This is a genomic window from Prolixibacter sp. SD074, assembly GCF_009617895.1.
Classification (GTDB): domain Bacteria; phylum Bacteroidota; class Bacteroidia; order Bacteroidales; family Prolixibacteraceae; genus Prolixibacter.
On the sequence record NZ_BLAW01000001.1, the window covers coordinates 2526961 to 2548813 of the forward strand.

General features: G+C 40.2%; 23 protein-coding genes and 1 pseudogene. 7 read left to right on the plus strand and 17 right to left on the minus strand.

Annotated elements, in window-relative coordinates:
• Positions 1-11: 11 nt before the first annotated feature.
• From GJU82_RS10925 to GJU82_RS10945, 5 genes are all read right to left on the minus strand, one after another.
• Positions 12-662: a CPBP family intramembrane glutamic endopeptidase gene (locus GJU82_RS10925; RefSeq protein ID WP_153632172.1), complete on the minus strand. Its 651-nt coding sequence runs from the start codon at positions 660-662 to the stop codon at positions 12-14.
• 244 nt (positions 663-906) lie between these two features.
• Positions 907-1254, minus strand: a complete 348-nt coding sequence (locus GJU82_RS10930; RefSeq protein ID WP_153632173.1) for a hypothetical protein — start codon at positions 1252-1254, stop codon at positions 907-909.
• Between the two features lie 261 nt (positions 1255-1515).
• Positions 1516-3195 (minus strand): nucleotidyltransferase domain-containing protein, encoded by a 1680-nt coding sequence (locus tag GJU82_RS10935; protein WP_153632174.1) that lies wholly within the window; start codon positions 3193-3195, stop codon positions 1516-1518.
• A 286-nt stretch (positions 3196-3481) separates the two neighbouring features.
• Positions 3482-3715, minus strand: a complete 234-nt coding sequence (locus tag GJU82_RS17970) for a LytTR family DNA-binding domain-containing protein (protein ID WP_153632175.1) — start codon at positions 3713-3715, stop codon at positions 3482-3484.
• A gap of 428 nt (positions 3716-4143) precedes the next feature.
• Positions 4144-4422 (minus strand): hypothetical protein, encoded by a 279-nt coding sequence (locus tag GJU82_RS10945; protein ID WP_153632176.1) that lies wholly within the window; start codon positions 4420-4422, stop codon positions 4144-4146.
• A gap of 392 nt (positions 4423-4814) precedes the next feature.
• Between GJU82_RS10945 and GJU82_RS10950 the strand changes: the two genes are divergently transcribed.
• The gene (locus GJU82_RS10950; protein ID WP_153632169.1) at positions 4815-4952 is read left to right on the plus strand and encodes a hypothetical protein; all 138 of its coding nucleotides are present in this window, start codon (positions 4815-4817) and stop codon (positions 4950-4952) included.
• A gap of 186 nt (positions 4953-5138) precedes the next feature.
• On the opposite strand, the gene GJU82_RS10955 is transcribed toward GJU82_RS10950, so the two are convergent.
• The 5 genes and pseudogenes from GJU82_RS10955 to tnpB all read right to left on the minus strand — a co-directional run bounded on the left by GJU82_RS10955 (position 5139) and on the right by tnpB (position 7007).
• Entirely contained in the window at positions 5139-5468 is a 330-nt protein-coding gene (locus GJU82_RS10955; RefSeq protein ID WP_153632177.1) for a hypothetical protein, read from the minus strand.
• Positions 5469-5641: 173 nt separating this feature from the next.
• Complete coding sequence (locus GJU82_RS10960) at positions 5642-5815, minus strand: hypothetical protein (RefSeq protein WP_153632178.1); 174 nt, start codon at positions 5813-5815, stop codon at positions 5642-5644.
• Between the two features lie 18 nt (positions 5816-5833).
• On the minus strand, positions 5834-6001 hold the full coding sequence (locus tag GJU82_RS10965) for a hypothetical protein (protein ID WP_153632163.1): 168 nt from the start codon (positions 5999-6001) through the stop codon (positions 5834-5836).
• Between the two features lie 533 nt (positions 6002-6534).
• Positions 6535-6775: pseudogene (locus GJU82_RS17500) on the minus strand (IS66 family transposase); the annotation flags it as partial.
• 43 nt (positions 6776-6818) lie between these two features.
• Entirely contained in the window at positions 6819-7007 is a 189-nt protein-coding gene (tnpB, locus tag GJU82_RS17765; RefSeq protein ID WP_228488786.1) for an IS66 family insertion sequence element accessory protein TnpB, read from the minus strand.
• A 32-nt stretch (positions 7008-7039) separates the two neighbouring features.
• Here tnpB and GJU82_RS10980 point away from each other — a divergent pair, with 32 nt between their 5' ends.
• The 5 genes from GJU82_RS10980 to GJU82_RS10995 all read left to right on the plus strand — a co-directional run bounded on the left by GJU82_RS10980 (position 7040) and on the right by GJU82_RS10995 (position 11713).
• The gene (locus tag GJU82_RS10980) at positions 7040-7960 is read left to right on the plus strand and encodes an IS1595 family transposase (protein WP_153630358.1); all 921 of its coding nucleotides are present in this window, start codon (positions 7040-7042) and stop codon (positions 7958-7960) included.
• A gap of 163 nt (positions 7961-8123) precedes the next feature.
• Positions 8124-8279: a hypothetical protein gene (locus tag GJU82_RS17200; RefSeq protein ID WP_194831034.1), complete on the plus strand. Its 156-nt coding sequence runs from the start codon at positions 8124-8126 to the stop codon at positions 8277-8279.
• A gap of 11 nt (positions 8280-8290) precedes the next feature.
• Positions 8291-8833, plus strand: coding sequence for an isochorismatase family protein (locus tag GJU82_RS10985; protein ID WP_153632181.1), 543 nt, complete (start codon positions 8291-8293; stop codon positions 8831-8833).
• Positions 8834-9014: 181 nt separating this feature from the next.
• Positions 9015-10472 (plus strand): cardiolipin synthase, encoded by a 1458-nt coding sequence (cls, locus tag GJU82_RS10990; protein ID WP_153632182.1) that lies wholly within the window; start codon positions 9015-9017, stop codon positions 10470-10472.
• A gap of 749 nt (positions 10473-11221) precedes the next feature.
• A complete protein-coding gene (locus tag GJU82_RS10995) occupies positions 11222-11713 on the plus strand; it encodes a Dps family protein (RefSeq protein ID WP_153632183.1) in 492 nt (163 codons plus the stop codon).
• Positions 11714-12214: 501 nt separating this feature from the next.
• On the opposite strand, the gene GJU82_RS11000 is transcribed toward GJU82_RS10995, so the two are convergent.
• From GJU82_RS11000 to GJU82_RS11015, 4 genes are all read right to left on the minus strand, one after another.
• Positions 12215-12631 carry a hypothetical protein gene (locus tag GJU82_RS11000; RefSeq protein WP_153632184.1) on the minus strand — a complete coding sequence of 139 codons (417 nt, stop codon included), beginning with the start codon at positions 12629-12631 and terminating at the stop codon, positions 12215-12217.
• A gap of 111 nt (positions 12632-12742) precedes the next feature.
• Positions 12743-13480: an MIP/aquaporin family protein gene (locus tag GJU82_RS11005; RefSeq protein ID WP_153632185.1), complete on the minus strand. Its 738-nt coding sequence runs from the start codon at positions 13478-13480 to the stop codon at positions 12743-12745.
• 33 nt (positions 13481-13513) lie between these two features.
• Complete coding sequence (gene glpK, locus GJU82_RS11010; RefSeq protein WP_153632186.1) at positions 13514-15004, minus strand: glycerol kinase GlpK; 1491 nt, start codon at positions 15002-15004, stop codon at positions 13514-13516.
• A 66-nt stretch (positions 15005-15070) separates the two neighbouring features.
• Positions 15071-16636 (minus strand): glycerol-3-phosphate dehydrogenase/oxidase, encoded by a 1566-nt coding sequence (locus GJU82_RS11015; RefSeq protein ID WP_153632187.1) that lies wholly within the window; start codon positions 16634-16636, stop codon positions 15071-15073.
• Between the two features lie 288 nt (positions 16637-16924).
• On the opposite strand from GJU82_RS11015, the gene GJU82_RS11020 reads away from it, so the two are divergent.
• Complete coding sequence (locus tag GJU82_RS11020; protein WP_153632188.1) at positions 16925-17695, plus strand: DeoR/GlpR family DNA-binding transcription regulator; 771 nt, start codon at positions 16925-16927, stop codon at positions 17693-17695.
• A gap of 88 nt (positions 17696-17783) precedes the next feature.
• Here the strand turns inward: GJU82_RS11020 and lysA are convergent, their stop codons facing one another.
• The 3 genes from lysA to GJU82_RS11035 form a co-directional block, all read right to left on the minus strand.
• Positions 17784-18941, minus strand: a complete 1158-nt coding sequence (lysA, locus tag GJU82_RS11025; RefSeq protein WP_153632189.1) for a diaminopimelate decarboxylase — start codon at positions 18939-18941, stop codon at positions 17784-17786.
• Between the two features lie 6 nt (positions 18942-18947).
• Positions 18948-20264: an aspartate kinase gene (locus GJU82_RS11030; protein ID WP_153632190.1), complete on the minus strand. Its 1317-nt coding sequence runs from the start codon at positions 20262-20264 to the stop codon at positions 18948-18950.
• A gap of 308 nt (positions 20265-20572) precedes the next feature.
• On the minus strand, positions 20573-21727 hold the full coding sequence (locus GJU82_RS11035; protein ID WP_194831035.1) for a 1-acyl-sn-glycerol-3-phosphate acyltransferase: 1155 nt from the start codon (positions 21725-21727) through the stop codon (positions 20573-20575).
• Between the last annotated feature and the right edge of the window lie 126 nt (positions 21728-21853).

Sequence of the window (21853 nt, forward strand, 5' to 3'; positions counted from 1 at the left end):
TTCTATTGTATTTACAAAGAGCCTAATTCAATAATACAAAATGATAATGACCTTAGTTTGAAATATAAGATGCCTAAAATTACTCCCCAAACAAAATACTCAAGAAAATGCTGAAGACTTATATGTCCTAATGCGAAAAAGAAGCTGGTTATTAAGATGGAAAAAGGAACCGAATATCTTTTCAAGAATTGTCTTAAAATAATTCCCCTCAACAAAGCTTCTTCAAATATTGGTGTAACCACTACCAAGCTTAAAAAACTAAATATAGAACTGGCGTCAACTGCTGGTCTCATGAGGGTAAAAACCCACAGTTTATTGACAAATAAAGATTTAAAAAAATATATAGGTTTCGCTAAGGGGTGAATGATTATTCCAATCGAAGCTGCAATAAGAAAAAGGAATATAAATTTTTGAAAGGAAATAGTTCTAAGGTCAATCATCTTCCAAACGTTGACCTTAGCCCGTTTCTGTCCGTATAAAATAAAGAAAAGTGGAATAAACGCAGCAATATTTTTAACGGTATTCATGTACAACAATGATACATCACAATCAAATAGCTTTGGAATGCCGGACGCTATCAGGAAAAAAATAAAGAAAGAAGAAACCAAGATTAAAAAAAGAAATAGAGCCTGTTTGAAATTGGGATATATTTGCTTTTCCATTTGAATTTAATAACATAATAAGGTTTGACAATAATATTGTTCATACGAGGTTGTCCAATAAATAGAACACTAGAAAAATTCAATTTATGAATTTAAAACTACCTAATGATTACTCTTACAAACCTCCACTATAATATTGTTTTAACCCATATTCATGGTTCCAAAACCTTGGTGTTGAGTAAAATTTAAGCAGCTTTCAATTTATCGTCTTGTCCTTTATGAACAACCTCGTTACAATGATTCACTAAGGATTAGTACTATACGTATAGTAGGTAGTACTCTGATTGTCATGTAAACCTAACATATGGAAAAACCTATTTCCCGCCTCATTGTACCACCCACCAGAGGTGAAACTCCCATAGTTATCGAAAGTTTCGCAAATCGTACAATGCTCTGTGGCCGTAATGGTTACTGTTCCAAAAACATACCCCATACCATCAACATAGCCACCTTCCCAGGTGCCATCATACAACATCTGCTCAAGTTGAGCAACAGTATATCCTCCTTTGATAGATTTTTGTTCTGCTTCACCGATAATTGTAAAATCTATCGTTTTGTTTATTCTCAACTTCTCAAGTCTATTGTTTTTCATTAGTTTAAATTTATAGGAAACCTACTCTTACCCTTTTTCGGCACACGGGGATTTCACGTAACGAAGGAAATTTCTAATACCCGGCTTCTTTGCTCACATGGCAGAAAGCTCACCATGGCTACTTGTAATACAAATCATTGTCTACTAGATAACTTATTGTCCATGTTCAAATGTTTGCCGGTAATTATTTAAATTGCAATTATTTTGTGCAGTTAAACCACGACAGATGGCCAGCCTGTCGTGGTTCTTTATCTCTTTTTGCTAATTCTCATTCTCAACGATAATGTTCAATTCCATAACTCCACCAAGCATTGAACTGCAGGCAAAGGCTAAATAGGTTTTCTGGTTTGAGGAAAGCAAAACGGAACCGTATAATCTATTAAGTATTTCAGATAGTGATAACCAACGCGTTTTCTCCAAGTCACTAATATCTGCCGTAATTTGATTAAGTTTAAATTGAGGTATTTGATTTCTTCGGAAAAAATCATCATTCAGAGTATCAAATATATCACGCATTAAGCTTAATGCCTTTGCCGTATAATCATCAATTAGCCTGTCATTCTCCTGATCTTCTTTCCAGTTTTTTAATATGCCAGAATAGTTTTCAACAAATGCTTCTTTCTGTTGACCATAGAGCTGTTTGTACTCTCCAATTTTGACGGCCTTGTCTTCTTCTAATTCTCTGAAACTCTTTCTATACTCTTTATCTAGCATAAAGGGGAGCCACAACTGGGTCAGATATTCATTGAATTGAATATAATTCTCAATAGAGAAACCTAATTTCATCCCAACATGGAAATGAAATTTCATTAGATAGGTTAACAATAAATTCTCATCATATTCACCGACATATTCATAGATCGAATTGAAATGCATTAATAGCGACTTAGTTAATTCATATGTTCCTTGATTGGTAAATAAAGAATGAGGTTCTAAATAATATGGCAACGATAAAACCATATCGTTTTTAGCAAGATGCTCCCCTCTACCCTTTATATAACTCACAATCAATGGCCTTACCACGAAATTCAGTATTTCTTCATCTCCATGAATGAAAATGAGGTAACTACTCTCATCACGAATATCTCCATCATTCCTCATATAAAACATTGCTAAAGAACAATCATACAGTGCTAGTTCCTTTTTTATTTCTTTCAAAAAAACTTCATAAACGTCTTTGTTTATCAATGTAGTTTTAATTGAAACGGTTAAAAAATCATTCCCTACCGTCAAAGAATTAAGTCGAGATGAAATATGCCTGGGCTTTGGTCCGAGCGCAGTAAGATTCTCTTTTGCCAACAGAAGAAAGTCTGTTTTATTTCTTTCTGCTACAAAAGAATTAAAGCTTTTTACAAGTTCTTCTGCATATTTCTTGTCATAGTTAACCAAATATCGATATTTCCATTTGCCGTGGGTCGTCCAATAATTATGTCGTACATTATTTAGAATAATTAGTTGATTGAATAAGTCAACTGCAATAAATAATAATTCTCCCCAATCCCTCTCATCTATTAAATCTTCATAAAGGTTATATGCATAAAACAACATCATCTTTTGATGAAACAAACTCACAGGCTTAGGGCCTTTTTTTCTTAATTCTATCGCATATTTTTTTAGCTCCTGTAGATATTGATTTGTATCTTTTATGACCGTCCCTTTATATAGCATATCTATATAGGTAATGCTATTTTTTTCACTTTCCTCTTTTAAAATATCTTTAATGGCAATCAATGGCATTACGATACAATCGATTTTACGCCCCCGATGAAAGAAGCTTTCAAAATAATCCCTTGAAATCACGCTATCAATGATTAAGATATCAATATCTGAATTCAAAGTCATATTCTCGACAGACGCGCTTCCTGTCACCATCGCTGAGTAACAATTCGGCGCATATTCTGCAATAAAGCTCAATGATATTTCTTCTATTTCTTCCTGCATTTCTATATGTTATTAAAATTATATTTAAATACTTCTTAACGCATACAAACTACCCTGTAAGAAACCTTACATCCTATTAGCTTATTATTCAAATACCATCATGTCTGTCATATAAGAACTATTGAATAACAATCTAGCAACTACACACAACTTCACTTACTACCGAAGCTAACCGCCCATTTGTCCACAGAATAAGTATAAAAATACCCCACCAGCAGCTTCAATGGGTAAACCGTCGTAAGTATTCTGTAAGCGTACATTATTCTATCGATAAGCGTAGGAGATTTCACGACAGGCGTACAACTGTCTCTCTAATATTGCGAAAAGAAACAGGCAATTTTGTACCGTCAAATAACTTAACCCAACGCTGCTTTACGTTGACTTCCGAAACTTTCTTCTCATTGACAATATAATTACGATGAACTCTTAGAAATTGCTGCGGTAAAATACCTTCAAAACCTCCTTTAGTGATTTCGAAAATGAAAATCGCTCCCCTTCTTCCAAGCAAAAAGTAGAACAATCTCCATCAACTGACACAAACAAGATCTTCCTTGTGTCCATTCTCTTTATAACATCTGAATTACGAACGACAATAAATGTATCACCCATCACATTATTAACTATCATACTTATCCTAATTTTTACAAAAACTCATTTATTAACTACTCATCTCTGCCTTCTTTGCATAGAAATCGTCAGATCCAAAAAACAACACAGCTATTACATAGCTCAAATATTCTAGTCCAAATTCCAACTAACTTGCCCAGAAAAGCAACTAAATATCCGGTACTTCTTGTTCAAATGAGTAACTATGTTACAGATACTGCCTTTTCAGGCCTTACTGGGGAATGTTGACCTCGTAGAGGACCACATAACCAACAATATGCTTAATGTCAGCCAGCGTTCACATCGTGAACTTCCATGTCGGTGCACCACTCTTCAGTGAGATTATGACGGAAAGTGATGACTAAATTGGCAGCCGAGATTGATAATTTCGGTAACTGCCCACAAATCGGCATAACCAAGTTCATCCAGCAGATCTTCCCCAGTAATCGAATTCGCGTGATAACCGCGCTCAATCTGTTTCTTTTCACTGAAATAAGAGAAGAGTGAATTGGTCCTTGATGTGTGTTCGACCATGAAAAATTCCTTTTCCGGCTCACGAGCTGTTCGTAATTGAGCAGCAATCAATATCGGCAAGTCATTGTAATTAAATTTTCGTTTCATCTTGTTTATTTTAAGATTACACTTCATTATTAACATCAGAAAAGAATCATGGCTGACATGCTTGTGAAGCCCTTTATTAAGCTGTCAACCTTCTTCAAATCCTAAAAAGCTTTCCCTTCTAAATACACATGCTATTCGGGAAAAATTGAAGTGGAGAACTCCTTAAACATCTATCTTCCCGTTGTGTATTAATACCTTTTTTCGGGAAAAGGTTACCCCATTCTTTCGAAAATATTTTGAGAATCACACAACCCACACAGTATAACCCCCACATAACAGCATATTATTCTGCATATTAACCCACAACAACAGAACAAACTACTTTTTAAGGGGACAGGAACACCAGGGCCTCTTTTCTTATAGCCATCAGGTAAACTGCAATTGGAAACCTGATGGCCGGATTGATTGGCAAATTCTGGGATACCCTGGAACTTTGGCAGTCCTTCCTCATCCTCGTAGTGATGTGCCTGGTCTCCGCAGCCTTTATTTTCATGATCCTGAAAAGGCTGGAAAGAGCATCCGAAGCTTAATCTATATGATTATATTATTGAAAGAGAGGTCTCATGAACTGTCAGAGTGCCTCTCTTTTGCCTAAACAGGAATAATACCTGACTAAATTACCATGGGCTAAAGCCAAAGGTATGCTGCATTTAACCCCCATCGAAAGCACCACACAGCCCTGAGATGGTTTGATTTTTCACTATGATTTATTCATATCAAGGGCCGAATCTGCATAAAACTCCTCCAAGTAATACTATTAGTTCCTTATATAAAAAGTCAACATCATATAAATCAGCCCAAAATAGTTGACTCAACAATGCTGCAAATGTCAAAACAACAACATTCTTTATCTTTTCACCTAGTAGCCCCGTCCCAACACTGAAGTAATACAATATTGGAACCAACGTGATTAATGGCAAAAAAGAAGTAAAACTTACATTACTGAAAAAATTTATATGGACAATGATAAATTTTAAAAGTACCGCAGTAATGACATATAATCCCGCAATTAGCAAATATCTTTTTCTTGTGTTTTGGCCCTTCATCTCTTCAATTTTAGATTGATAGTTGATTTTTTTATACTAATACTCAAGTCTCAAGATTAGGTGTCATTATATTTTCATTATTGATTTTTCAAATGCCCTTGGAACGGAGGCCAAGGGCATTTAACCAGATAGTTTATAGGCATTTCTCAATTGTATCCCTAAACATCCGCTCACTAATAAGCAGCAACTGATGTCGGAGGTGCCTCCCAATCGGTACTAGCCATCATATCACTAAGTCGATGTAAATTCTGCCCCAGCCAAAACCACCAAGTTTTACCTCCAATAATATGAACTAATTCGACCTTAGCTAATTCACAAAACGACGAATGATTGTTGTATTTTTCCATAGCAACTACATTTTTTGATTAATAATTATTCCAGCCATCCTTAAATTCGGCAATACATTTTGATGGACCATCAAGAATTACCTCTCCAACTAATCCGGACAAAACCACTCCTGCGAAAAATGCAGCAATAGGCCCTAAATATCCTCCGGAAACATTTTTCAATTCTACTTTAGTTAGTTCTTTCATAACATAAAAGGTTTAATTACAATTCCTACTCTATCCAGGCTTTTCAGATTCCGCCTGAGTTTTGTGCACGTTACTCATCTACTAAATTAACCGGGTAGCGTGCACAAAAAAAGCACTGTGGAAAATTATTTTTAGAGAATCACCTTTTATTCATACATCGTCAGCTTTCTACCAACATCTTGATGTTAAGATTCAAGGTGGGATTCGGACGAATTAAAGTCTATCCAACGCACTGACTTACCCTACTGGCGTATCAACACGTACTTTCCCTTCACCATGGCCGGGTTGTTCCTGGGGCCCTGTCGGCATTTCGTTTGTACCAAAAGAGGGTAAGCATTCGGCCAACCACGTCTTGTTTCAGAGTAGATACGGTTTAGATTAGTAGTTTCCCTAAAATGTTCAGGGGATTTTGAGCGATTTAAGCGTCGTTGTTAAGAGGCTCCCGGTGTGTGGCTTAAAATTGTGGGGAAGTAATTCTGCCAGGTCTTTGCTGTAACCGTTATCGTTAATGATGGGGACCGTTATTTCATCGCCCTGGATGGTTCACGTTCCAGTACTTCTGTAACTTCCGGGGGCAGTTCGGTGCTGTTTTCACGATCAATATTTTCCGGGTAGAGATGGACTTCTTCCCTGGGAAGACTTTCCGGCAGGGGCTTGCTCCAGGGTGTTTTTTTCTTTTACCTTTACACGAACTGTCTTGTAGCTTTCAATCCCGGCCCGGGCTGCTTCGGCCTGTTCTTTCTCTGCCGGCAATAAATCCAGTCCATCGAAATCGGACAATTGGCTTTTTAGCCTGGATGTCTCCCGGTAAAAAGCGTCACGTTCCTCTAATAATTGCTGTACAAAAAGTTCTTCTTTGGTAGTCTGGATACGTGTTGGTGCCAGGGTCAAAAACGGGCAGGTTAAAAGAGCCTGATTCCAGTTTCATGTGGTAGATGACCAACCCGTCACATTCCATATGCAGGATCTTCATGATGGTACATTTCCGGTTGATAAAAATAAAAATATTGAATTAGGCTCTTTGTAAATACAATAGAAATGTCTACTTTAGGGGGAAATATTATAAAAATGGAGAACAAATTCAGAAGCCTTACTATTTTTGAGTTTCAGGAACGTTTCCCTGACGAAGATTCTTGTTATCAATATTTGACTGAACTAAAATGGGGGACTGGCTTTGTTTGCCCCAATTGTGGACACACCAATTATTGTAACGGAAAGCGCCTATTCGACAGACAGTGTACCAGTTGCCACCGAATCTCCTCCCCAACGAGCGGGACATTGTTTCACCAGTTAAAGTTCTCGGTATTAAAGGCCTTTTACATTGTTTATTATGTAAGTACGAGTAAAAAAGGGATCAGCAGTACGGAACTAAGCAGAAAGCTTGGGTTAAGACAAAAGACCTGCTGGAAGTTCAAAGGCAAGGTAATGAAAGCCATGGAAAGCAGTGGCAACCATAAAATCGATGGCAAGGCCGAAGTTGATGAAACAGTTGTCGGCGGCCAGGAAGAAGGGGTTGTGGGGAGAAAAAACGGCAAAAAGAAGTTGGTTGTATTTGCCATTGAGAGAAACGGCAAAGGAGTTAGCCGTATGTACGGAAAGGTCATCAAGCAGAGCAGTTCGAAGGAACTTGGTGGGTTTATGAAAATGACCATTGAGACAAGTGCACAAATAAAGACAGATAAATGGCGAGGATATTCCCCTTTGGTAAAAGACTTCAGTAATCTTGTGCAGGTTGATTCAGGGAAAAAGGGCGGCAACTTCCCTGACTTGCACAGGTGTATTATGGGCTTCAAAGGCTGGCTCCGGGGCATGCACCACCAAGTCGAAAATTTGCAAGCCTATATTGATGAATACTGCTACCGGTTTAACCGAAGTAATATGAAGGAAAGAATCTTCGATAGCCTTTTAACCAGAATGGTTAATGCAGAGCCCTTCCCTTATAAACAAAGTATTATTTAAATGCCTAATTCAATAAAAATATTTGTATCCCAATCTACCACTCATCGTAATAACAGGTAACAAAGGAAGCCAACTGGCCTTAACGGCTGATGTGGTCCTGCCTATCGGAAATCCGGAAGCGCTTTGACCGTTAGGCCTTACTCCTTCGACTTCGACGACTGTCATGACAGTTATTGAAGACGCACTGGTAAACCTGATAATGCTTAGAACCGAATTTACGGCCGAAGAATATGCCAAGCGTCATCACGGAGGTTACTTAAGACACAAATCACGCTGGTTGTCCATCGGAATGGAACGGCTGGCAAACGAAAAATCATAAATCAACGAATCATGCGTATAACAAGAGAAAACACAACAGGGTTAATCATTGATATCCAGGAACGTTTGTTTCCGGTGATGAATAACAAAGAAACATTACTTAAAAACTCAAAAATACTTGTAAAAGGCTTACAGGTACTAGGAATTTCGACCGTTTTTACGCAGCAATACACAAGTGGCCTGGGAAAGACGTTGGATGAAATATCCAGTCTGGCGCCCGGATTTGCGTATTTCGAAAAATCGGACTTCAGCAGCTATAATGTGCCCGAATACCAACTCTTTCTGGAGCAGCAAAATTGTGAGAACGTCATCATCGCCGGAATCGAATCGCACGTATGCGTTCTTCAAACCGCAGTGGATCTGAAGCAATCAGGTTATAATTCTATCGTGGTAACGGATTGCACCGATTCACGGACCAATGCCACCAAACAACTGGCCATGGAGCGGTTCCGGCACGAAGGCATCATGATGACCTCTTATGAATCCATCCTGTTTGAACTAACTGCATCGGCCAAAGCTGCCGAATTTAAGACCATATCGAAATTGATTAAATAAAAATTATCTCCTCAGGTACTTTCGGTGTGCCGTGTCAAATGCTGATGCGGCATTTCTTTTATATACTCCTCTCCAAATCCATGTTACTTCATTCTCTCTATCGATTACTTTCGTTGAAGTGAGAGCAGTTTCCCCGATTTACTTTATCTTTATGAAAACAAAAGACACATCAAACGCCTGAATGACCGGAGTAATACCATATCTAACGGTTCTGTACTATTTAATCGTTATCGTTTTTTTCTTCTCTATCCTGCTGAGGAACAAGAACCCGCTCAAAACTCAGTCATACCTGCTATTGCTGGTTTTACTGCCCATATTAGGTATCATCATCTACCTGTTTTTTGGTGTTGATACCCGTAAACGAAAACTTTTCTCCCGAAAAGCTATCGCCGATCAGAGATTATTGAAAGAATGGAGCCGGTATTATACTGACTTTCTGTCGAAAAACAAATCAGACATGGTCGAGCTACTTCAGGATAAGTGGCGAATTCCATTTCTGTCGTGGCGAAATAGTTTTGCCCCGCTCTTTCTGCAGAATACGGTCACCATACTGAACAATGGCGAGGAAAAATATCCCGTACTATTTGAAAAATTACTGGCAGCCCGGCATCACATTCATATTGAATACTACATCATTACCGAAGGAAAAATATTTGACCGGATTTGTGAAATCCTGGAACAGAAAGCACGTGAAGGGGTGGAAGTCAGGTTGATTTATGACAGTTACGGCAGTCGAAAAGTAAAAAATAAGACACTCAGACGGCTGGAAAAGGCTGGAATACAAATGGGCGAATACAACCCGGTATTATTTCCACGCTTTGCCAATCGACTGAATTACAGGACACACAGAAAAATTGTCATCATTGATGGGGAAGTTGGATTCACTGGCGGCATCAATCTATCAGACAACTATGTGAACGGTAAACGAAAATGGCCCCAGCGTCCCAAGATGTGGCGCGATGTTCACTGCATGATTGAAGGTAACGCCTGCTATTCATTGCAGTTGCTTTTTTTCCTCGATTGGTATTTCGTCCGCAATATCGCGCTGAATATTGGCCCCCGTTATTTCCCGGTTGGAAACAGCGAGGGGACATCGCCAACGCTTATCGTGGGAAGCGAACCCGATTCTGACAGCCCTAACATTATGGAAACCTACTTCCAGTTAATCTCGCTTGCACAGAAGGAATTATTTATTGCTACGCCCTATTTCATCCCTAACGAAAGCATCATCACAGCGCTAAAAACCACTGCAAAATCGGGCATACGGGTAGTTCTTCTTCTTCCCCAGGAGAGTGATTCATTTTTTGTTTCGGCGGCAAGCTACACCTACCTGGGCGAGTTGATAAAAAGCGATGTGGAAATTCACCTTTACCAGAAAGGAATGCTTCACTCGAAAACAATTGTCGTTGACCAAGAAGTGGCTTCGATAGGAACGGCAAATATGGATTACCGCAGTTTCGATTCCAACGCGGAAGTAAATGCCATCATTATGGATGAGGAAGTAGCCGGAAAAATCAGAGCCGATTTTGAAAATGATTTGAGAGATTCCCATGAATTATCGCTTACCGAATGGGAAAACAGACCTGCCTTTCAGAAACTGATCGGCTCGGTTGCCCGCCTTATTGCTCCACTATTGTAATTGGGAAATAACTCATCGACAATAATAACACAATTGCTTACTCCAAAGCCATGCCAAGGCCACAACTGCCCGTCATTCCGGTTGAGCATCCGAATAAAAAGATAAGAAGTCGGTAACCAGAAAAACTCGTCGAAGGAAACCGGTTGAAACAACGCATTCAAACAAAAAAAGCTACCGGGGAGAGATATATAGATTCAATACCGCATCATATTGCGGGTGGATAAAATTAAAGCTTGTAACTAATTAGACAAATTATAAATAAAGAAGACGGAAATATGAGGCCCGTTTTAACAATTTCCTGGCATTTACCACGCCATCAATTGGTTCAATTGCTGATTCAATTCAACAAAACAATTATGGATTCAGATTGTATAAATAAGAAAGACTGCCGCTTTAACATTTTTGGCAAAAAATACTGCTGTTTATTTCCGTTTAATCCACAAATTAAAAAACATTCACCATTTCAATGAAAGAAATTCTAAAGTACTCAACATTTCTTTTAATATTACTAAACCCTTTTTGGGTAATTGTCTATTTAATAGACATCATGCGAAAACTTTCCTTTCCCCGCTTTCGGAATGTGTTAATCAGAGCAGGAATTATCGGCACATTGGTTTTCATACGTTTAAAAAAGGCATCAATTGCCTGGATGCATCATACCTAAGACATCTAAAAAAATAATCTTTCCCTGCACCAGCCGGACTAACCAGGGAAGGAAATTCATTATTAATCATTTAAATCAAAACATTATGAATATGAACCTGAATGCAATTGGACTAGAGGTAGAAAAAGCCGAAAACCTTTCGGCAAAATTGAACCAGCTTCTGGCAAACTACCAGGTATTTTACATCAATGTAAGAGGTTTTCACTGGAACATCAAAGGTGACAAGTTCTTCGAGCTGCACATCAAGTTTGAAGAGTTGTACAATGATTTGCAACTAAAAAATGATGAAATTGCCGAACGAATTCTGACACTTGGAAATACACCATTTCACAGTTATACCGATTACCTGAAGAATAGTAAAATAAAAGAGGTAACTGATATTTCGGATGGGAACCAAAGCGTTGCGGAAATTCTGAACGCCTTTAAGGTGATTATTAAATTACAACGGGAAATCCTGGCTGATTCGGACAAAGCCGCCGATGAAGGAACAAACGCCCTGATGAGCAATTACGTTCGCGAACAGGAAAAACTGGTTTGGATGTACTCTTCGTTCCTCGGTGACAAGATTTTGAGTTAATGGAAGCCATAAATTAGTAAAACAGAAAGGTGTCCGAAATCAGGGCACCTTTCTTAGGCTATTGACGTACCCGCATTTAGGAAACAGTATACCGCTAAGCCACACGTAGGCAATACTCCCGGTTAAGGCACTACCTTACGGAAGGAAAAGATATTAGTAAAATACTGTAAAACATTACCTTAATAAGCATTCGTTGACGGTAACCATTACAGCCCCCGGCTTTGTAGTTTTTGACAATTCATCCAACCGCGAAGGAAAGAGTTCGGACTCTCCCTGATTATAAGGCTTGAAGTTGATTCCTCTCATTCCCTAAGATACTAAATGTCAGACATGCAATCAAACAGACAGGAAGCTATATGACTGACTTTCAACAAATAAAAAGGAAGCCCGTTTTCGGACACCCTCCTTTAGTATTCGTAATAAACTCAATTAATACAGATTAAAGAACACACTCCAAAACCAATAAAACTGAATATTGAAATTTTATTCGCAGTAAAAAAATTAGAACAAATCTATTGCTAATTGTATTGATGCCTCATTTAAGGCAGCGTTAAACCCTAATTCTAAATACCTCTGAGTGGACGTTCCCACAACGCGGTCGTTCCCGTAAAGCACGGTTGACCAAGATAAACTCATAAATGGAAATTGATAAGCAGCTGTCAAATCCACGATATGATTGGTTTCCTTCGCCTTGTAGTTAAAATAGTCAACCTTAGGCAATCCGGAAAAATTGTCGATGTCAACCAGTGTCAAACTATAATTTTTATTTGTATATTTTGCTATACCTGTTACCTCAGTATAACTCCCGTCAATACTTAACCCGCCCCAACCATATAAAGAAAAATGGTTACTGAAGTATCCAACTGAGGTACCGGTCATTAAGCCATTGGTTACCTTGAGGCCGCGCCAGTAATGCATCGTTTTTACCTGAACGTGAACATTGAATCCATCCTGGCCTTTGCTCCAAGTGTCAAAAACAATAATAGAATGATGAACACTAATTGTTTTTTCTCTTTCATAATTCGCGGATTAGAGTTGAAGGAAAATTACAGCGGCTATTATTGCCCCTAGAATAGGACCAATAACAGGAATCCATGAATATCCCCAGTCTGCATCACGTTTTTCGTGGAATGGGAGAACGGCATAAGCAATCCGGGGCCCCAAATCTCGGGCCGGATTTATAGCATAACCAGTTGTCCCGCCTAAAGAAATACCGATACCCATAACAACGAGAGCTACGGGAAGCGCCCCGATAGAACCTAATCCGATAACAGCGCCTTTAATATTTGAGGCGGCAAAAGAAGGCCCTGCAATATAAAGTACGAGCAAGACCAAAACAAAAGTTCCGATAATCTCTGAAAACAGGTTCGAACGTGTCTTTCGGATAGCAGGACCTGTACAGAAAACCCCCAAATGAAGATTCAGATCTTCAGTCCTGTTAAAGTGTTGTTTGAAGAAAAGGTAGACAACCACGCCTCCGGTAAAACCTCCGAGAAGCTGTGCTGCGATATAACCAGGCACCATGCTCCATGGAAATAGTCCGGCAGTTGCCAATCCAATAGTAACAGCCGGATTGATGTGAGCGCCAGAATGAGGTCCGGCCACAATAACCCCCATAAATACGGCTAATCCCCATCCTATTGTAATGGTTAACCAACCGGCTCCTTCGCTTTTCGTGCCTCTGAGTACAGTATTGGCAACAACACCGTCACCAAGAAGGATGAGTATAAAAGTACCCAGAAATTCATATATATATGCGATATTCATAATTCCAATTGCTAAAAAATAAAATAAAAGAACTTAACAAACCCAAGATTTAGCTCTTGAAACAGCATCTTTCCATTTGGCGATCTGCTTTTCAGCTTTTACCTTATCCATTTCAGGAGTAAAGCGTTTGTCAATCTGCCACTGTTGCTTGATTTCATCAACATTTTCCCAGAAACCAGTAGCCAAACCAGCCAGATAGGCAGCACCTAAAGCAGTTGTCTCTGTAATCATAGGCCTTTCAACGGGCTTATCGAGGATATCCGACTGAAACTGCATGAGCAAATTATTATTCGAAGCTCCGCCATCCACTCTGATCTCAGTATAATCCATCGCGGTGTCTTTTCTCATAGCCTCTAACACGTCAAGGGTCTGGAAAGCAATACCTTCAAGCGCTGCACGTGCAATATGTCCTCGGTTGGTACCTCTACTGATACCCACCATCGTTCCCCTGGCGTATTGATCCCAGTGAGGGGCGCCCATGCCGGTAAACGCTGGCACGAAGAAAACATCACCATTGTCTTCCACCGTTTTCGCTAAAGCCTCAACGTCGGAAGAGGTATTAATAATGCGCAATCCGTCACGCAGCCATTGTACAACTGCGCCACCAATAAAAATACTACCCTCGAGTGCATACGTTACTTTCCCATTGATTTTCCAGGCAATGGTCGTGACGAGTTTATTTTTAGAATAGAACGGTTTATCGCCCGTATTGAGAAGGATAAAGCAACCGGTGCCGTAAGTGTTCTTTACCATACCTTCTTCGATACACATTTGTCCGAACATAGCAGCTTGCTGGTCTCCGGCAATACCGGCAATCGGCACCTTATGGGCAAAGAACGTAGTGTTTGAGTAATCATAAATTTCGCTGGAAGACTTAACCTCAGGGAGCATTGATTTGGGAATATTTAATAATTCCAATAACTCTTCATCCCACTCAAGTGTATTGATATTAAACAGCATTGTTCGACTGGCGTTCGTGACATCTGTAATATGTGTGCGTCCTTCAGTTAAGTTCCATACTAACCACGAATCAACAGTACCAAAAGCTAATTCTCCTTTTTCAGCCTTCTCTCTTACTCCATCTACGTTGTCAAGAATCCATTTTACTTTTGTCCCGCTAAAATAGGCATCCGGAATCAAACCCGTTTTTTCACGGATCATATCCGTAAGGCCTTTCTCTTTCAATTCATCACAAAACTTTGATGTTCTGCGATCCTGCCAAACGATAGCGTTATAGACGGCTGCACCTGTCTTTCGATCCCACACAATCGTCGTTTCCCGCTGATTGGTAATACCAATACCAGAAACAGCCTTGCCGTTTATGCCCAATTTTGACATGGCCTCGGCAGCAACTGACACTTGAGAAGACCAGATTTCCATCGGATCATGCTCAACCCATCCTGTTTCCGGAAAAATTTGTGCAAATTCCTTTTGCGCTGAAGATTTAATCTCTCCATTGTGATTAAATAATATGGCCCTGGAGCTTGTAGTCCCCTGATCTAAAGCCAAAATGTACGTTTCCATAGTTGTGATTTTTAGTAATATTGAAATTTAGTCGTATTGATATATAAGTCCGGTTGAAGAACTACATTAGTTTAAAATGTAGTTCTCGGTTGTTTTCTGATAGCTTTTTATCTGATCCTTCTGCCATTCCTCAGTTTTTCCCATCTCCCGGGCCATAATTCTGGCGACTTCCGGTGCAATCTTCAAACTTTCCCGGGCATCAAGAAGTTGCGCCCGTATTCTTCTTGCCAGAAAATCTTCAATGTTGCAAACCATTTCATTTCTAATGCTCCAAACTACCTGTGCCTTAAGAACATCCAATTTCCGGCTTAAAGGTTGGCTTAACGCTTCATCGCTGGCCGCAATAGACATAACACCATCTTTGTCTGTTCCATAAAAATATAGCGGATCGTTCAAATCAATATCCTTTTTATACCCGTGAATTTTGAGATATCTCGTTTTAGTTCCGATATGCTTCCATTTCTTTTCTTTTTCGGCGCGATCCACTAAATCTTCTCCCATTTTTCGATAAGTAGTCCATTTCCCACCAATAATTGTTAACAGACCGGATTCCGACACGAATATTTTGTGGCTTCTGGATATTTCTTTCGTTTTGCTGCCCTCTTTTTTTGGTGCAGCAAGCGGCCGCAATCCAGCGAAAACACTCAATACGTCCGAACGTTTGGGTGCCTTAACAAGATATCGTCCGGCGGTATTCAGAATAAAGTCAATCTCTTTATCCAGCGCTTTAGGCTCCAACGATGCTTCTTTGAGAGGAGTGTCGGTTGTTCCTACTACAATTTTTCCGTGCCAAGGCACTGCAAAAAGAACACGCCCGTCATCTGTCTTAGGGATCATGATGGCGTCATTCCCGGGAAGGAAAGACCTGTCAAGCATCAAATGCACCCCTTGACTCGGCACAACTGTTTTCCTACTTCCGGGCTTATCCATTTGCAAGATATCGTCAGCAAAAACACCGGTAGCATTAATGATATTCTTCCCTGAAACCTTAAATGTATCGAGTGTCTCTTCGTCCCTTACTTCAACACCGTTCAAATTTCCGTCCTGATCCTTCGTCAATCCCGTTACAGTGGTGTAATTCAACACAACAGCCCCATGCTCAACAGCTGTTTGCAATGAATTTATAGCCAGTCGCGAATCATCGAATTGTCCGTCATGATAAACAACACCAGCCGTCAACTTTACAGGATTAAACGTAGAAATCCGTTTTAATGCTTTCTTTTTCGAAATCCTTGTCGAACGACCAAGACTAAGACTCCCCGCCATCAGGTCATATAATATCAGACCAATAGTATACTGAATCTCGTCCCATAATCCGGCAGTTGGAATAATGAACGATTGGTTTTTAACAAGATGCGGCGCATTTTTTCTCAACAATCCACGCTCAATGCAAGCTTCACGCACAAGGGCCACATCCCCCTGCGCCAAATAACGAACACCTCCATGCACCAGTTTCGTACTTTTACTGGAAGTAGATTTGGTAAAATCCGACTGCTCAAAAAGAGCAACAGTATACCCTCTCGCCGAGGCTTCCAAGGCTATTCCTATTCCTGTTGCACCCCCTCCGACGACGATAAAATCATAGTCCTTATGATTTTTGTGAAGTGCTTCTATCATTTCGTTGCGTTTCATACCCACAGCTGATTTATAAGGTTTGATATATATTTCATTGAGACAATAATAAACGTTTTACGAAAGAATTCGATAGGTAACGAAACCATAATTTACATGTTTCAAAACACAAGCAGCCTACATATCTAGTATTTACGCGAAAAACAGCGGTTTTCTGACGTTCTACACCTTAACAATAAACATCATTTCGAAAGATAACGAAATCCACAATGAAATAATTTCGGACGAGACACTTTCGTCCATCTGAATATGATTCCGTATATTTGTTAATATTAAAATCAGGAAGAAATGGCCATAAGTATTGCTGAAAGACATCAGTATATCCTCAAGAAGCTAAACGAAAATGGCTTTGTTAATGTAATGGACTTAAGTAAAGAATTAGAAGTTTCGTTTGTTACCATTCGAAAAGATCTAAAAGCACTTGAAGAACGAAACTTACTTTTTCGAACGCATGGCAGTGCAACACTGATAAATCCATACATCAACGAAAAGCCGGTCAATGAAAAAGAGAAAATTCATGCAAACGAGAAACAAAAAATTGCCAAAGCAGCGATAACGTTAATCAACAACCTGGACACAATCATTATTGCGTCAGGAACAACTGTTATTGAGTTTGCACGTCAGATACTCAACCTACAATACGACCTTACAGTTCTGTCTGCCTCGCTGGATGCATCTCTTATTTTAGGTCATTATTCACAAATTGAAATAATTCAACTTGGAGGCAATATAAGAAAGAGTTCATCTTCCGTTATTGGCCCTTTTGCTGAAAAAATGCTTTCTGAATTTTCTTGCAACAAACTTTTTATGGGAGTTGATGGCATCGATTTATCACATGGATTTACGACGACATCTGCAATGGAGGCATCCCTGAATCAAAAAATGATAACAGCTGCACAAAAAATAATTGTACTGGCCGATTCGTCGAAATTTGGGCGCAGGGGTTTTGGGCGAATATGTGGTTTGGATAAAGTCGATATTGTAATCACGGATAAATCGGCTGATGAAAAATTCAAAAAAGGGCTTGAAGATCAAGGAATACAAGTATTGGCCGTTTAACAATTTAATCGCATCAATGCCTCGTCACCCTTCTTTCATCGAAAGTTGATTTTCATCAGGTAACGACTTGATTCAATACTAATTCCGGCTAACTTAATTCATCAGAATTGTAACTTTTCACCATATCGCGCATGTTGTAGGTCGAAGCCATCGATTCGCCGTAAGCCCCGGCGGAATGCAACGCGACCAAATCACCTCGTTTGGAATGAGGCAAAAAGGTTCCCCTGGAAAATGTGTCGGACGATTCGCAAACCGGGCCAACCACATCGTACTTCACCAGTTCCCCGCTAGAGGCCAGGTTAGTTGCCTTATGATTTGCTTTGTAAAGAGCCGGACGAATTAATTCCGTCATTCCGGCATCCAGAATCATGAATTGCGTTTCCAACCCCTGTTTCACGTAAAGTACGCGCGAAATCAGATGTCCGCATTGTGCCACCAGCGACCGGCCCAACTCGAAATGGAGTTGCTGTCCGGGCTGTAACTCCAGGTTATCGTGAAATGCCTTAAAGTAGGATTTGAAATCCGGAATTGGCTCCTTTTCAGGATTTTCATAATTAATGCCGAGCCCTCCTCCCATATTGATGTGCTGTAAGTGGAAGCCGTTTTCGACAAACCATTCCTGAATCTTGTTCACCTTCAGCGAAAGCTGCCCGAATACTGAGATATCAGTAATCTGCGAACCAATATGAAAGTGAATTCCGGTTAACCGGATATTTTTCAGCGAGCGCAGCCGACGTCCAACCTCATCAAAATCCCAGTGATTGATCCCGAACTTATTATCTTTTAATCCGGTTGTGATGTACTCATGCGTTTGCGGGTCCACATCGGGATTGATGCGGACAGCCACCGGCGCCACTTTACCAACTTCACCAGCCAGCTCGTCAATCACCTCGATTTCCGGAATTGATTCGCAATTAAAACTGAAAATATCGTTTTTGAGTGCCGTGCGAATCTCTTTATCGCTTTTACCAACGCCGGCAAAAGCTACTTTTTCACGCGGGATTCCGATTTCAATCGCTTTAGTCACCTCATTGCCACTCACACAGTCGGCCCCCATGCCGGCATCGCGGATTACTCCCAGCAAAGCATCATTAGCATTGGCCTTCATAGCGTAATGCACAATGTAACCATACTTAGTGCTTTCCTGTTTTACTTCGTCGAGGGTCCGGCGCAACAAATCAAAATCATAAAAATAGAAAGGCGTTTCGAGCGCCTTAAATTTTTCAATAAACCGGTTGTCTATCATCGAATATTATACGTTTAAAACTTTATCACTAAGTGCTTCCAGGGTCGCTTGTTTGTCGCGGGTATTTACGAGCACCGAAATATTGTGTCGGCTCCCTCCGTAGGAAATCATCCGGACGGAAATGCCTTCAAGTGCTTTAAACACGCGTGCCGCATAGCCTTTCTCGCCAGCCACAATGTCTCCAACAATACAAACAATGGTTTGTTTCTCGTCGACAATAACTTCGCCGTACTCCCTCAACTCCTTCAGAATTTCATGCAAATGATGGTCGTTATCGATGGTCAGCGAAACAGCCACCTCCGAGGTGGTGATCATATCGATGGGCGTTTTGAAAAACTCGAAGATTTCAAAAACATTTTTCAGAAAACCATAGGCATTCAGCATTCGTCCGGAGCGAATCTTAATCGCTGTAATACCGTCCTTAGCGGCCACAGCTTTAATTCCGGGGCCACTCGATTCAGCTGTAATCAGTGTTCCCTGGCTTTCAGGTGCCATGGTATTCTTCAGGCGAACCGGAATATTATTGATCATCGCAGGATGAATGGTCTGCGGATGCAAAATTTTTGCACCGAAATAGGCCAGCTCGGCGGCTTCGTTAAACGACAGAAAGTCTACCCGATGTGTATTTTCAACAAAACGCGGATCGTTATTGTGGAAGCCATCGATATCCGTCCAAATCTGAACCTCTTCACTCTTAATTGCAGCGCCAATCAGCGATGCTGAGTAGTCTGAACCTCCACGCTGCAAGTTGTCAATCTCTCCCTCCGGGTTCCGACAGATGAACCCTTGAGTTATATAGTAGTCAGCCTTGGGAGAATTTTCCATCAGCTCAGCGAGATGGGTTCGGATATAAGTTGTATCAGGGGATTTATCTTTATCAATTTTCATAAAATCGAGCGCCGGCAAACAACAGGCGTTGTACCCATTTTCCTGCATCAGAATAGTAAACAAATTAGTCGAAAGGAGCTCACCCTGAGCCAGAATCGTCCGTTCACCCACTTCGTTGAAATCGCCTAAGGTAAACGATTTTAGTTTTTCAAAATGCGTCTCAAGAATCTTTTTCCCTTTTTCCTTATTCTCATTCTTCCCGAACAGGTCATAAACAACGTTGTAATATTTCTTTTCGAGTCCGCTGATAACGCCCAACGCTGCCTCCTTATTCCGTTTATACAAATAGTCGGAAATTTCGACAAGAGTGTTGGTTGTTCCCGACATGGCCGACAAAACAACTACTTTGCGATCACCATCGGCGATAATCTTCATCACCGCCCGCATGTTTTCAACGGAACCTACCGAGGTTCCTCCAAATTTCAAGACTTTCATTGGTCAATCCTCTTTAACCGTTTAACCTGTTGCAATTTTAAAAAGCAAAACTACAAATTAATCAAAGGAAAAATGGATTAGAAAAAGGAGGTAACGAAAAATTCACTTACGAATCGTAAGTAAAAGCTGTTTTTCTCCGAAATATTTCAACTTCTCAGCTAAATAATTCAGAAATACCTACTAACGGAGCAGGCCGTGGAACAATTTCGCGAAGACGGACAATTGGTTTATGATGTCCCGATAGAATAAAACCAGGAGAAGCGGTTGGGTATTTCGCCCAGGGAATGAATGACAGTCGAGAACTTCATTTATTTCCGGTGGCATTTACAGTTTTCGTAATTAAAAACAGGAGCGGCATACAAGCTAAGCCAAAGCATTTTGGCCTCCTCCCGGACCTCATTAACAAGTTCGAGCCGTTCATGTATCAATTTGTTAAACTTTTCCAACTCCTCAACCGTGTACATGTCCGAATATTTTTTTGTTTTATAAAAAATATCATAGGCAATGTAATTGTTAGGCCACAATTTATAATTCCTGTAAATCTCACTATCAATGTATTCCGCAAGTTCATTCAACGACTGGTTAACATTTTCAGCCTTTGCAATGTCCTCAAGCAGTTCAGCAACCGGTTTTCCAAACTGAAGATGTATCCTCCCTTTTTGATTCTTCAACCCACTGACCATGCTCCATAAATCGTCTCTTTCGGTTTTTGTAAAAGTTGCATCAGATTGGCGTTTCAGTAATTCTGCTACTTTTTCGTTACCACAGGGTTCAATTTCATAAGAAATGGACAAAGGGACTAGGTTCAGTTCCCGGAAACCGGCATCAAAATCAGCCTGATTTGACATGTTCAGCATCTTCAAAACCGAGACCTGCGTTTGATCGTTCCCATCTTTGGTACGTCCTTCGCGCTGCGAAATCCAAACAGAGTCCCCCCGATGCTTTGCAAGATAACGTATGTATTCGGACAATCTCTGGGATTCATGCTGACGCTGCTTCAGTGTTGTATTCCGTGCAACAACAAAAGCACGATTCAATTTGAACATGTCAATTATCCATTGATAAATCAACAGATTGCTCCCAATCGCGATCTCCGTAGTATTTAACCCAACCCGCTTGATTTCAATATTCATTAAAGCCGCATCCAGGATGATGTCCCGGTGGTTGGAAATGAAGACATAACTCTGATCCGGTTCTATGTATTCCAGGCCTCCGATGGTTACACCATCAGTACTCTCACTAATAATTTGATTCAGATAAGGAACGACAAAGTTCGTCTGAAAATCATTAATGGTATTTGTTTTCAGGAGTGCAGCTTTAACCCTTTCAACGTACTCACGTTCTTTGTAAAGATTCATCAACACCTTATCAAATATGGGATCTTTCACTAGCCGCTTCATCACTTCAGCAACTTCTTCGTCGCGATAGGGCCTGATATCTTCAAATTTTTTTTCGAACTGCATTTGTGCAAGCATGTTAAATAAAAAGCAATTCAACAAAGGTAGGAATAATGTGCAAATATACCACACCAGGTCAATTGCCCGTACGATCAAGCCATCAAATGAATTGCCAGGCCGATTAAGTAAAGA